12 protein-coding genes are annotated in these 12,482 nt (G+C 59.2%); 6 read left to right on the top strand and 6 right to left on the bottom strand.

The genetic code is table 11. From position 1 onward, the window contains the following. Position 1: 1 nt before the first annotated feature. The 5 genes from GR212_RS20545 to GR212_RS20565 form a co-directional block, all read right to left on the bottom strand. Positions 2 to 934, bottom strand: coding sequence for a carbohydrate ABC transporter permease (locus GR212_RS20545; protein WP_163988811.1), 933 nt, complete (start codon positions 932 to 934; stop codon positions 2 to 4). After that, positions 934 to 2,265, bottom strand: coding sequence for an ABC transporter substrate-binding protein (locus GR212_RS20550; protein ID WP_163988813.1), 1,332 nt, complete (start codon positions 2,263 to 2,265; stop codon positions 934 to 936). The genes GR212_RS20545 and GR212_RS20550 overlap by 1 nt, the downstream gene beginning before the upstream one ends. Positions 2,266 to 2,325: 60 nt before the next feature. Continuing rightward, positions 2,326 to 2,985, bottom strand: coding sequence for a GntR family transcriptional regulator (locus GR212_RS20555; protein ID WP_163988815.1), 660 nt, complete (start codon positions 2,983 to 2,985; stop codon positions 2,326 to 2,328). A gap of 21 nt (positions 2,986 to 3,006) precedes the next feature. Then, entirely contained in the window at positions 3,007 to 3,891 is an 885-nt protein-coding gene (locus GR212_RS20560; RefSeq protein WP_163988817.1) for a dihydrodipicolinate synthase family protein, read from the bottom strand. A 256-nt stretch (positions 3,892 to 4,147) separates the two neighbouring features. Next, complete coding sequence (locus GR212_RS20565) at positions 4,148 to 5,440, bottom strand: cytosine deaminase (RefSeq protein WP_163988818.1); 1,293 nt, start codon at positions 5,438 to 5,440, stop codon at positions 4,148 to 4,150. Positions 5,441 to 5,689: 249 nt separating this feature from the next. Between GR212_RS20565 and GR212_RS20570 the strand changes: the two genes are divergently transcribed. From GR212_RS20570 to GR212_RS20590, 5 genes are all read left to right on the top strand, one after another. Beyond that, on the top strand, positions 5,690 to 5,896 hold the full coding sequence (locus tag GR212_RS20570; protein ID WP_163988820.1) for a KTSC domain-containing protein: 207 nt from the start codon (positions 5,690 to 5,692) through the stop codon (positions 5,894 to 5,896). A 162-nt stretch (positions 5,897 to 6,058) separates the two neighbouring features. Next, on the top strand, positions 6,059 to 7,369 hold the full coding sequence (locus tag GR212_RS20575) for an MFS transporter (protein ID WP_163988822.1): 1,311 nt from the start codon (positions 6,059 to 6,061) through the stop codon (positions 7,367 to 7,369). A gap of 281 nt (positions 7,370 to 7,650) precedes the next feature. Next, positions 7,651 to 8,292 carry a FadR/GntR family transcriptional regulator gene (locus GR212_RS20580; protein WP_432444387.1) on the top strand — a complete coding sequence of 214 codons (642 nt, stop codon included), beginning with the start codon at positions 7,651 to 7,653 and terminating at the stop codon, positions 8,290 to 8,292. An 81-nt stretch (positions 8,293 to 8,373) separates the two neighbouring features. Continuing rightward, the gene (locus tag GR212_RS20585; protein ID WP_163988826.1) at positions 8,374 to 9,315 is read left to right on the top strand and encodes a dihydrodipicolinate synthase family protein; all 942 of its coding nucleotides are present in this window, start codon (positions 8,374 to 8,376) and stop codon (positions 9,313 to 9,315) included. Between the two features lie 86 nt (positions 9,316 to 9,401). Continuing rightward, a complete protein-coding gene (locus GR212_RS20590; RefSeq protein ID WP_163988828.1) occupies positions 9,402 to 10,397 on the top strand; it encodes a GntR family transcriptional regulator in 996 nt (331 codons plus the stop codon). 12 nt (positions 10,398 to 10,409) lie between these two features. Here GR212_RS20590 and GR212_RS20595 read toward each other — a convergent pair whose 3' ends face one another. Continuing rightward, positions 10,410 to 11,939 carry a UxaA family hydrolase gene (locus tag GR212_RS20595; RefSeq protein WP_163988829.1) on the bottom strand — a complete coding sequence of 510 codons (1,530 nt, stop codon included), beginning with the start codon at positions 11,937 to 11,939 and terminating at the stop codon, positions 10,410 to 10,412. Between the two features lie 239 nt (positions 11,940 to 12,178). On the opposite strand from GR212_RS20595, the gene GR212_RS37755 reads away from it, so the two are divergent. Further along, positions 12,179 to 12,409, top strand: coding sequence for a helix-turn-helix domain-containing protein (locus GR212_RS37755; RefSeq protein ID WP_163988831.1), 231 nt, complete (start codon positions 12,179 to 12,181; stop codon positions 12,407 to 12,409). Positions 12,410 to 12,482 lie beyond the last annotated feature (73 nt).

Raw genomic sequence — 12,482 nt, forward strand, 5'->3', positions numbered from 1 at the left:
GTCATTGGCCCTCCGGGTCGGTCCATCGCGTACGCTGCCGCATCATCAGCAGGATGAAGGAAAGCGCGACGATGAGAATGAAGAACACCACCGCCATGGCCGAGCCATAGCCGATGTCGTAATAGGAAAACGCGGTGTTGTAGAGATAGATGTTGATGGTTTCGGACGCCGTTCCCGGACCGCCCTGCGTCATTGCATAGATGATATCGAAGCTCTTGATCGCGTCGATGCCGCGAATGATGACGGCGATCATTAGGAAGGGGGCGATCATCGGCAGGGTCAGGTAGCGGAACTTCTGCCAGGCATTGGCGCCATCGATTTCGGCGCTCTCATAGGGCTCGCGCGGCACGGAGGCGAGGCCACCGAGCACGATCAGCATGACCAACGGTGTCCATTGCCAGACCTCGACCAGAACGAGCGAAGGTATGACGCTGGACTGGTTGTAGATCCATTCTTGCGGTCCGATCCCGACGAGCGACAAGAGGTAGTTGAGCACGCCGAGCTGTGGATGGAACATCATCGTCCAGACGAGCGCCACGGCGACCGGCGTTGCCATCATCGGCATGACGAAGACGCCGCGCAGGAAGCCACGCAGCGGAAAGTTTGCATCGAAGATCAGTGCGGCCAGCGTCCCGAAGATCAACGGGCCCACCACGGACAGCACGGTATAGAGGACCGTGTGCCAGAGCGATTCCCAGAAACGCGCATCGGTCGCTAGGCGGACGTAGTTGTCCCAACCGACGAAGCTCTGAGACTGGCCGAGCGTCCATTGGTTCACGCTCATCCATAGGGTAAACACCCAGGGAAAGACGATGACGGCAGCAATTACGATCAATGCCGGAACGACGAAAGGCCAGTAGTTGGGAGCAAGCCTTTGTGGCTTGCTCCTTGTTTTCGCCGTCACTGCGGTCTCTTCGACGCTCACAGAAGCCATTATCCCTCGCTTCGCGCCAGTACCGGCTCGAACTGGGCAGTTGCCGTTTTCAGCTCGGCAGCCGGATCGGCGCCGCCGATCATGTTCGTCAAGGCGACGCCATAGATGTCGCGGAACTCCGTGACCGGGATGATAACGGGCAGCGCGAGCTGGGAGACCTTGGCCGAGCCGGCGACAGCATCCAGCCAGGCGCCCGGCATCTTGACGCCTTCGCGCACCTTCTGATCCTCCAGAATGGACTGGCGGAAGGGAACTCCGGCGCCGGCCTGCAGCAAGCGCGCGCCCATGTCGTGCGAGATTGCCCATTGGCAGAAGAGGTAGGCGGCTTCCTTATTCTGGCTGGCGGCGGTGACGCCGATGCCGTCACCGGTGGTCGCAGCTGCTTGCGCATTCGGCCCTTTGGGCATGATGCCGTAGCCGACCTGTCCGACGACACGGGATTTTTCCGGATTTTCGATCGGCGGTGCGAAGCCGACGCCATCGAGCCACATGCCGATCTTGCCCTGCAGGAAGGCCGATTGCGCTTCCGCCCAATTGAAGCCCGAAACGCCGGGAGGTGCCGATTTCGTCATCAGGCGCTGATAGAGCTTTGCAGCGTCCACGGCGCCCTGCGATTCCGTCTGCAGCTTGCCATCGGACGAAAGCGGCGTTGCGCCATGGCCAAGCATGAAGGTCGTCCAGACCGGTGTGTTGGCGTTCTTCAGGCCGCGGGCGACGAAACCGTAAGTGTTGGTTGATTTGTCGGTCAGCGCTTCGGCAGCGTTGGCCAACTCCTCGAACGTTTGGGGATAGGCCAGGCCCTTCTTTTCGAAGAGGGCCTTGTTCCAGTAGATGATCCAATAATCGACGGAGAAGGGCAGGGAACGCATGACGCCATCGCCATCCTTGGCGAACTTCAGACCGGCCTCGGCGAAGTCGCTCTCCGTCAGCGACGAGTCTGTCAGCGACGGGTCCTTCAGGAAGCCGCTGATATCGGCGAGCCAGCCGCCCTTTTCGAACTGGCGCTTCTGAACGTGATAGCTCAGATGCACGACGTCGAAGCTCGGCTTGCCGGAACTGAGCTCGATCGTCGTCTTCTGACGCTGCTGCTGCTCGGGCGTTGCCTCGGCGTTGACCTTGATGCCCGTCAAGGCTTCGAACTCGCTCAGATATTTGAGGATCGTTTCGCTGCGCGGGCTCTTGATCAGGTTGACCTCGAGCGTCGTTCCGGAAAAGCGCTTCCAGTCGACGGCCGCCGACGCCGTGCGGACGCCCAGAAGGCTTGCCGCTCCGAGTGCCGCCGTACCGGCCATGAAGCCACGACGTGTCGGGTTGAAAAATGACGATGACATGCTGTTCCTCCTCCTTTGGCCGAAAATCTCCTCATTCGCGGCCTTGTTATTCAACGCTGTTCAAATCTTCAGTGCGCGGTCCCTTGCTCCATTGATGTGGGATACGAGAGCGGCAACGGCCTCATCGGCGGATCGCCGCTGGATGGCCTCCAGCACTTTCAAATGCTCTTCCATCACGGGCCCGACATGGCCGTTGATGCGAAACCTGTCCTGGCTGATCAGCCGCATCTTGATCGAATTGACCCGGTAGGCATTCGAGATGATGGTATTGCCGAGCGCGTCGATGAAGGCATCGTGCATGCCCCAATCCACCGATTGCGCGTGAAGCTCCAGTTCCTGCGAACCGTCGCCGGCGCGGATGGCGTCGGCGATATCGCGATGATCTTTCAGAAGTTTGGCAATCGTCTCGTCAGATGCCGAATAGGTAAACAGCGCGACGGCTTCCTTCTCCAGGAAGAGACGAAGCTGGAAAGCCTCGCGGATGAGGTCGAGATCGATATGGGCGATCTGCAGTCCACGCTGCGGAACCGTCTTGATCAGCCCTTCGGCTTCCAGGCGCGGGATCAGTTCCCGGATTGCGCCGAGCGTCAGTCCCGTCAGTTCGACCAGCCGACGTTGCGAGATGAATTGCCCTGGCCGAACGTCGCGCGCCAGCAGATGGCGCGTAAAGCTTTCATAGGCCTTTTCTCGCAACGTCGGCTGTTCGCCAAGTCCGTCCATCGGCAGCTCCGCGCTATTCGTTCAGGCCGCCTTGGCGCGGAACGACGCGCTGAAAGCAGCAAAGAGCGTATCAGAATCTTGCCTGTTCATTGGCACGAGAGGCGGGCGCACTGCAAGCCAGCTGTCGTTCTCGGTCAGGTTGGCGAGCATGGCCTTGATCGAGGGGATGACGGGATAGGTCACCAACTGCTCGACGAAACGCTCGACATCGGCATTGTCGACGCCTTTCTCCGCCATTGCCTGGACTTCGCGGGGAAGGAGGTTGGCCATGCCGGAGATGGCGCCTTGGCCACCGAGGCGCGCTCCACGCGCCAGATGTCGCTCGTCGCCGATCAGGATGATGAGATCGCCATGCGTCTTCAGCAACTCCTCCGTATAAGGCCAGTCGCCTGAGGAATCCTTGACCCCGACGACCACCTCCGGAAACGCCGTGCGCAGGCGGCCGATCAGGGAGATGCTAAGCGGCACCATGGTGACCGAGGGAATATTGTAGAGGATCACGTCGCGAGCATGCGTGCCCAGCATGGTGAAAACAGCGGCAAACCATTTGAAGAGCCCATCGTCGCTGACGTTCTTGAAGTAGGACGGCGGAGCAAGAAGGATGTTGCGAGCGCCTTGGGCGAGCGCATGTCCGGCCTGCGCTGCAGCGTCTTCGGCGGCATCGACGAGCACGCCCATGACGATCTGCGCGGGGGTAATGTCTGCGTTCAACACGGCGGCGAAAACCTGCCGGCGTTCCTGCATTCCGATCGAGGCGCCTTCGCCCGTTGTGCCGAAGAGTGTGATGCTTTTGCAGCCGCTGGAAAGGCAATGTTTCGCCTGTTCGATCACGCCCGGGATCGCAATCTCACCATCGGCATCAAAAGGCGTTGCCAGTGCGGCCGACAGGCCAAAACTCTCTTTCATGCGATCCTCCCGATCTTATGAGATCAGCGTGTATCATGCTAACATGTTAGTTGTAAAGTTGAGTTTATTTCACTCGCGTATACGTGATTAACCGACAGGAAAAGGGCGCAACGAGGGAAATGCTTGCTGCGACGAACAGCAGATCTGCCTGCTTTCGCACTGAGTTTTACCGAGGACGCATATTTGGCATCTGCGATGCAGCGAGAGCGCGGTTAAGCTACCGGAGAGCGGTTCCGATTGTCAGGTCGTCGGCGCGTCAGCTTTGAATAGGCACGTAGTCGAGCCCGCCGTCGATCTGCGACGGTCTGCCATCCAGGAAGAGTTCCCCGATGCGTGGCGCGGAGCGGGCGATTACCTTGCCGCGTTTGACGATGGCGAGACGGTTGGGCTTGAGACGAAGCGCCTCCAGCGTGTCGACGGCCTGCAGCACCACGAAATCGGCATTGCAGCCTTTCTCCAGGCCATAGCCCTCAAGGCCCAGTGTCCGGGCGGAGTTGATCGTGAGCGCGTCGAAGATCTTTTTCTTGTCTTCGACGCCCGCCATCTGCGCGACGTGGATGGCCATGTGGCCGACTTCGAGCATATCACCCGAGCCCATCGAGTACCAGGGATCCATCACGCAATCATGGCCGAAGGAGACGTTGAGCCCGGCATCCATCAGCTCGCGCACGCGTGTCATGCCGCGCCGCTTGGGATAGGTATCGTGCCGGCCTTGCAGCATGATGTTGATCAGCGGGTTGGGAATGACGTTGATCCGGGCTTCCGCCATCAGGGGGATGAGCTTGGAAACATAATAGTTGTCCATCGAATGCATGGAGGTCAGGTGCGAGCCGGCAACGCGACCCTGCAGCCCGAAGCGGATGGTTTCGGCCGCCAGCGTCTCGATATGGCGTGACAGCGGATCGTCGGTCTCGTCGCAATGCATGTCGACGGGAAGACCGCGATCAGCCGCGATCCTGCAAAGCGCTTCGACCGAAGCTCTGCCTTCATCCATAGTGCGTTCGAAATGCGGGATGCCGCCGACGATGTCGACGCCCATGTCGAGGGCGCGTGTAAGGGAAGCGACGCCGTCCCTGGCGCGGTAATAGCCGTCTTGCGGGAAGGCGACGAGTTGCAGGTCGATATAGGGCTTGACCCTTTCCTTCACCTCCAGAAGCGCTTCTGCCGTCACCAGCCTGGGGTCGGAGGTGTCGACATGGCTGCGGATGAACAGCAGCCCTTGCGTCACGGCAAGATCGCAGTAACGCAGCGCGCGCTCGACGAGTTCCTCCTTCGTCACGATCGGGCGCAGCTCTCCCCAAAGCGCGATGCCTTCCAGCAGCGTGCCGGAAACATTCATGCGCGGCAGGCCGAGGGAAAGCGTGGCATCCATATGGAAATGCGGATCGACGAAGGGGGGACTTACCAATCTATTGGTTGCGTCGATCTCTTCCTTTGTTTCCACTGGGATCGAGGCCTCGATTGCTGCGATCTTGCCATCCTTGACCGCGATATCGATGCCTTTGCGGCCATCGGGCAAATTGGCATTGCGAATGATCAGGTCGAACACGGAAGCTCCTCGGGTTATCTCGATGCACGGCATTTAATCTGCAATGCGCTCGATCATATGCGCAATGACAGTTTTATAGCGTGGTGTATTCTCACCGATATCGATTGCGGGGGCGGCGCTGAACGATCGGTAAGGTATTGAGCAGCTATCGATAAAATCCGACGATACAACTCTACCTTTCTTTAACTAGGTCACTTCACCCATCTTTTGGTTTTCTATGCGAAAAACCGGGTGAAGGTGAGGTGACCCATGCAAGAGTTTCAGGTTTCGTCGAAAATCATCAAATCCGTCTTCTTTCGTCCGGAGGACGGACAGTTGTATATCCGCTTCCGGAATGGCGAAGAGCGCCAGTTTACCGGCGTTCCACGGAAAGCTGCGCTTGCCATGGTGAAGGCCCCTTCGCCCGGCCAACACTATATCGAGCATATCCGTACGCAATTCGAACGGGTCGCCTGAGGCGTACATCGCCGGGATATCGTTTCGATGGTGAGACGGTCGGCGCTTTTGCCTTCACCTGAGAATTCGTTGGCGGCGTCGGGCCTTGTCGACCGGCACATTGATAAACGCTGAGTTGCGCTATCTATATCAATCGACATCATCTTTCTGGGAGGAAGAGACGTGGTTGATGAAAAGCAGCTTATCTCCAAGATTACCTGGCGGCTCATGCCCTTCCTGGGGATCCTTTATCTCATCGCTTACATCGATCGCCAGAATGTCAGTTTTGCAAAGCTGGAAATGGTCGGCGATCTCGGCATGAGCGAATATGCCTATGGTCTCGGCGCCTCGCTGTTCTTTGTCGGCTATTTCATCTTCGAAGTGCCGAGCAACCTGCTTCTGGACAGGTTCGGAGCCAGCAAATGGTTCGCCCGTATTCTGATATCATGGGGCATGGTCACGGTCGCACTGGCCTATACGCAGAATGCGACCATGTTCTATATCCTCCGCTTCCTGCTCGGTGCCTGCGAGGCAGGCTTCTTTCCCGGCGTGCTCTATCTGCTGACCCTGTGGTATCCGTCCGCCTATCGCGCCACGATGGTCGGCCTCTTCATGATCTTCAGCGCCTTTGCCAACGCGATCGGCGCGCCCCTCGGCGGCGTGCTGCTGGATCTCAACGGGCTCTATGGTCTTGCCGGCTGGCAATGGGTCTTCCTCGTGACCGGCATCCCGGCCATCATTGCCGGTTTTATTACGCTGCTTTATCTGCCCGATCTGCCGGCGAAAGCGACGTTCCTCAATGATACGGAGAAGAACTGGCTGAAAGATCGACTTGCGGCGGAAAACTCGGACATGGAGAAGAATGCCGCCGACGGTTTCAGGGCGCTGATCAATCCGCGCGTCTTGCTGATGGCGCTCTGCTATATCGGCTTTCCGCTGGCCGCTTACGGGCTCAGCTACTGGCTGCCGACGATCGTGAAGAATTTCGGTGTCAGCAATACGACGAACGGCTTTCTGAACATCATACCGTGGCTACTGGTGGCCATTGCCCTCTATGCCGTGCCTGCAGCGGCGGACAAGGCAGAGTCCAAGACGCCCTACATCGTTATCCCCGCACTGGTCGGCGCGGTCAGCCTGGTCCTGTCGGCTGTCATTCCCGATCACACGCTCCAATTTACCTTCCTGTGCATTGCTGCTGCCGGTATCTTTGCGGGTCAGCCGGTGTTCTGGAGCCTGCCTTCGCGCTTTCTTCAGGGGGCAGGCGCTGCTGCAGGCCTTGCCGCGATCAACTCTGTCGGCAATCTCGGCGGCTTCATTGCCCAGAACGTCGTTCCCTGGATCAAGGACTCGACCGGAAGCACGATCGCACCGATGTTCTTCCTTGCCGCCTGCCTGCTCGTCGCCGCGCTCCTGGTTCTCGTGATCGGGCGCATGGTGCCCCGCGCGCCGCAACGGGGCGGTCTGGCGAACGCCGATGCTGCCCATCTGAAATGATTGCGATTGCCGTCGCAAGATAGCTCATTTGAACGAAAAGGGCGGCCAACTCGCCGCCCGGCTTTGAGAGTGACGACCGCAACTGCGATACGGCGACGGCTTGCGATACACGGCGAGTTCGAATTCCTCGCCGCATCGAATGCAGATTAACAGCCTTCTCTAGTTACTGTTCACATAATAACAGATATTTACAGATATTTACAGATATTTACAGCCTCTCGAGGCTATGCCATATTGGAAATGAGTTTGCCCGTCGCCGGTCGACATCCAAAAGGATGATGATGAACCTCCCAGCCACCAACAATTCTGCCGTGGGCACGATACGCCTTGGTGACATCATCTATGAGCGGATCGTCGCCATGATTGCAGATGGAACGTTTCCGGTGAACGAACGGCTGCCCGCCGACGGCCTGATCGTCTCACGCAAGGGGTCGGGTTCCTATGTCCGGCAAAGGCCGGATTCCTCGGTCCTGAAGATGGTGCCGGTGGGGTCGCTTGCCGATGTCCAGCGCTTCTTCGAATTTCGCGCCGGGCTTGAGGCCGAAGCCGCGGAGCTTGCGGCGCGCAACTGGCTGCCGGCCGACAAGGAGCGGATCATGACGGCGCTGCAGAGGATTGAACAATGTCTTCGCGAGGGCCGTCTTGGCGCCGAAGAGGACCAGGAATTGCACGATGCGATTGCGATCGCCACCGGCAATCAGTTTCATATCACGGCTCGCGAACTATTCCGGCCGCACTTCGCTATCGGTCATTCCGTGACCCGCAGCCTCAGCCTCAAGCGGACAGCCGAGCAGATTCGCAATGTTCAGGATGAACACGCGATCATCGTGGAGGCGATCTTTGCGCGACGGGAGTCTGAAGCGCATGACGCCATGAAGCGACACATATTGAATGCACGCGCCCGGATGTTCGAGGGCGTCTAAGACATTGGATGGGCGGGTGAGGCGATCGGCTTCCGGAAGCCATCCAGTTCGCATCCCGTAGGAATGATAGGAGTGGAGTTGATGAACATTGAAACCATGCGGCAGGCCCTGACGGGCGTCTCCGGCGTTCCGGTCACGGCCTATGATGAAAACGGCGAGGTGGAGCCGCGGGTGACCGCTCAGGTCTACCATCGCGTGGCCGCAGCCGGCATTCACAACATCGTTGCGGCGGGCAACACCGGCGAGTTCTATGCGCTCACGCCCGACGAAATCCGTCGCGTCCATGAAGCTGCGATCATTGGTGTCGATGGTAAAGCGCCGGTGACGGCGGCAATCGGCCGGTCGTTGCGCGAGGCGATCCGCATGGCGAATGATGCCGCCTCGATCGGCGCCTCTGCGGTCATGTCACATCAGCCGGTGGATCCCTTCGCAGCACCCGCATCGCAGATCGATTATTTCCGCGATCTGGCCGAGGCCTCGCCCTTGCCGCTTGTTGCCTATGTCCGCGCCGACGGCTTCAGCGTCGATGACATGGTTCGCCTGGCCGGCCATGGCAATATCGCGGGTATCAAGTTTGCCACAACGGATCTCATGCTGCTTTCGCGAGCGATCGCGGCGTCCGATCCGCATGGTGCATTGTTCGTCTGTGGCCTTGCGGAAAGCTGGGCTCCGACGTTTACGGCGGCCGGTGCGCGGGGCTTCACCTCCGGTCTTGTCAACGTGGCGCCAAGGCTGTCGCTTGCCGTTCACGCGGCTCTGGCAAAGGGAGACTTTGCCTCTGCCCGCGCCATCGTCAACAAGCTCGAACCGTTCGAGCGCATGCGCACCAAGTTCCGCAATGGCGCAAACGTCACCGTGGTCAAGGAGGCGGTTACCTATTCCGGTCTGAATGTGGGGCCTGTTCGTGTTCCGGGGCTGCCGCGCCTTGATGAAAACGACCGCGATGAGCTGTTCGCATTGCTGCGGAAGTGGCAGGAGACGGGGGAGGCTTTCACGGATTGCACCGTTGGGATTGCCGTCTGACCTTCGTACGCCTCTTGTTGTCCTGACCACAGCCATGCGATGCTATCGGCGAAGACATTCGTCTCCGCGGCAAAATACGGGATGACATGAGCGTATCACGATTGGAGAGCAATGGTCCGCGCAAGACCAGCCTCTATGAAGAGCTTTATGATCGGCTGCAGGCTGAAATCCGCGGGCGAGCCTTGCCGGAAGGGCTTGTGCTGACCGAGGCCGCTCTTGCTGATCTGGTCGGCTGCAGCCGGGCACCCGTGCGCCAGGCGTTGCAATTGCTCCTTGAGGACGGGCTGATTGCCCGGTTCGACGGTCGCGGTTTTGTTGTCGGCGCAACGGGAACACCGCCGAAAAGAGCCAAGCTCGGCGATTACCTTGAAAAGCGACTGGGTGAAGAGGGCAGCAGGCCGATGTTCGCCTGGCAGGCGCTCTACGAAGATGTCGAGCGCATTGTCGTTCATCGCTCCTTCTTCGGCCGCTATCGCATCAATGAAAACGAGCTGGCACGCCATTTCGGTGTCGGGCGAGGAGTGGCGCGCGACGTGCTTCTGCGGCTTGAGACGCTCGGCATTGCGGAAAAGGATGACAATTTCCGCTGGTCGATCGTGCCGCTCGACAGCCAGCGCATCCGTGACCTCTACGAGGTGCGCGAGCAGATCGAACCTGTAGCGCTTTCAAGCGCCCTGGGTGGCCTGTCGGAGGAGCACCTCGGCGCAATGCTCGCGCGCTTGTCGCAGGCGGCCGCGGATTATCCCGATGTCTCGGCCTCGACCATGTACGAGCTGGAACTCGACCTGCATCTGCGCAGTCTCCAGGCCTGCCCGAACAAGGAATTCCTGAGCATTCTCAAGCGAACGCAGTGCATTCTGACACTCAGCAAGCACGTTGTCGGCAGTCGTATCAAGATGCCGGAATACGAGCCGTTTCTCGCCGAGCATATTGCCGTATTCAAGATGGTGCAGAAGCGCGACGAGGAAGGATTGCGCAAAGCCATGCGTGATCACATCCGCAATTCGCAGCCCAATGTTCAGGCGCGTGCGTCTTACATCCGCGAACGCTATCAGCCGGACGAATACAGCTTCATCGTCTGACGAAAGAAGAGGTTAGGTTATAGCACCGACCTGCCATGGAACGAATTCGTTGTCGCCGTAGTCGAAGGTCTCGCTCAATGTTTTCTTGCCGGAGGCAACCGCAATGATTTCCTCGAAGATTCGCTCGCCGGCCGCTTCGATCGTATCATCGCCGCTGACGATATCGCCGCAATTGATGTCCATATCCTCGCGCATATGGTTATACATCTCGGTGTTGGTGGCAATCTTGACGCAGGGTGCCGGCTTGAAGCCCGAGACGGAACCGCGCCCCGTCGTGAAGCAAATCACGTTGCAGCCGCCGGCGACCTGACCGGTAACGGCGACAGGATCGTAGCCGGGCGTATCCATGAAAACGAAGCCGGGTTCGTCGACGATTTCCGAATATTCGTAGACGGCCTTCAGCGGCATGGACCCGCCCTTGGCGACCGCACCCAGCGATTTTTCGAGGATGGTCGTCAATCCGCCGAGCTTGTTGCCGTAGGATGGATTGTTGTTGAGTTCCGCGCCATTGCGGCGGGTATAATCGCGCCACCAGTCGATCCTGGAGAGAAGCTTCTCGGCAACCGCCGGAGTGACCGCGCGGCGTGTCAGCAGATGTTCCGCGCCGTAGATCTCCGGGGTCTCCGCCAGAACCGAGGTGCCTCCATTGCGCACGAGGAGATCGGAGGCATAGCCGAGCGCCGGATTGGCCGAAATGCCGGAATAGCCATCGGAGCCGCCACATTCCAAAGCCAGCTTGATCCCCGAGAGCGGCTGGACCGTACGCTTGGCGGAATTCACGTCCGGCAGCATGTCTTTGATCATTTCGGATGCCGCGGCGATCGTCTTGCGTGTGCCGCCAAGGTCCTGAATGGTCATGGTGCGCAGCCGGTTTCCCTCCTCCAGCTTGTAGTGCTCGAGAATAGGCGCGATCTGATTGGTTTCACAGCCAAGACCGATCATCAGGATGCCGCCGAAATTCGGATGGCGGGCATAGCCCTGAAGAGTACGGGCCAGATAGCGATAGCCTTCCGATTGCGTGTTGATGGCGCAGCCGCCGCCATGGGTGAGGGCCACCACGCCATCGACATTGTCGAAGCCCTCGAGGCCGCCGGTGCGATTGAAATGTTCGGCGATGTATTTCGACACCGTCGCCGAGCAATTGACCGTGGTGATGATGCCGATGAAATTGCGCGTGCCAACGCCGCCAGCGCCGCGGTCGAAGCCCATGAAGGTCCGACAGTCCTCGGGCAGCAACATGCCTGCTTCTTCGATCTCGACGCTGAACTGATAGGGATGGTCGGATTCGATGACCGCCAGATTCTGCAGATGGACATGCCCGCCCGCCGGAATGAATTGCGTCGCAACGCCGATCGGCTGGCCGAACTTTCGGATCTCCTGGCCGGCCTGAATGTCGCGCACTGCGACCTTGTGTCCGCGCGGGATCTGGTCGGCGGCGATCAAACCGTCGATGCCGGTCGCATTGCCGGCGCGGATCATCGCCCGGGCGACCGCGACGTCGTCGATGGGGTTGAGCAGGATGACGGGGGAAACGGCGGACATGGAGATTTCCGTATGGTTGAATGATTGTCTATTGCTAGCAATAGACAATCATTCAACAGATAAGGCGTCAAGCATGATCGGCGCCGCCCGCGAAGTTACCCGTCGCGTTGCTTCATGCTCCTTACGGTCGGCCGCTCGCTCAGTTGGATTAGCTTCTGTACCGCTAATATGCGAATTTACCCAAGCTGAGGCCTGCGGCATTCTGATCTCCGGACAACGATCAAGAGGAGGATGTCACCGTGCCTGTCCATGGGGAGCTTTTCGATACGCCGGGCGGGGAGCCTCTGGTTTCCCTGGGGTTGATTTCCATACACCATCCGTCCGTCGACGCGACGAGGCACAAATCCGAAGTCATGCTGCGGATGAAGGCCGACGGAAGATCGATCGACGATATAGCGAGGGAGGTCGGCGTCAGCCGATCCACGGTCATCAGACTCTTGCGTTATGTTGAAAGAGCGGCCGCCAGTTAGTCGAAGGCTGGCTTCGGGGCAACGACCTTTCCTGATTCAACGCTTGGCTGATACGGCTCGACGATGGCTTTGC

The organism is Martinezella lusitana (assembly GCF_010668395.1).
In the GTDB taxonomy this organism is placed as follows: domain Bacteria; phylum Pseudomonadota; class Alphaproteobacteria; order Rhizobiales; family Rhizobiaceae; genus Rhizobium; species Rhizobium lusitanum_A.

Bases quoted from the DNA above. Each gene is read 5' to 3' on its own strand.
- GR212_RS20590 (WP_163988828.1), top strand. From the start codon at position 9,402: ATGAGCGTATCACGATTGGAGAGCAATGGTCCGCGCAAGACCAGCCTC.
- GR212_RS20555 (WP_163988815.1), bottom strand. From the start codon at position 2,985: ATGGACGGACTTGGCGAACAGCCGACGTTGCGAGAAAAGGCCTATGAA.
- GR212_RS20560 (WP_163988817.1), bottom strand. From the start codon at position 3,891: ATGAAAGAGAGTTTTGGCCTGTCGGCCGCACTGGCAACGCCTTTTGAT.
- GR212_RS20570 (WP_163988820.1), top strand. From the start codon at position 5,690: ATGCAAGAGTTTCAGGTTTCGTCGAAAATCATCAAATCCGTCTTCTTT.
- GR212_RS20550 (WP_163988813.1), bottom strand. From the start codon at position 2,265: ATGTCATCGTCATTTTTCAACCCGACACGTCGTGGCTTCATGGCCGGT.
- GR212_RS20545 (WP_163988811.1), bottom strand. From the start codon at position 934: ATGGCTTCTGTGAGCGTCGAAGAGACCGCAGTGACGGCGAAAACAAGG.
- GR212_RS20595 (WP_163988829.1), bottom strand. From the start codon at position 11,939: ATGTCCGCCGTTTCCCCCGTCATCCTGCTCAACCCCATCGACGACGTC.
- GR212_RS20585 (WP_163988826.1), top strand. From the start codon at position 8,374: ATGAACATTGAAACCATGCGGCAGGCCCTGACGGGCGTCTCCGGCGTT.
- GR212_RS20580 (WP_432444387.1), top strand. From the start codon at position 7,651: ATGAACCTCCCAGCCACCAACAATTCTGCCGTGGGCACGATACGCCTT.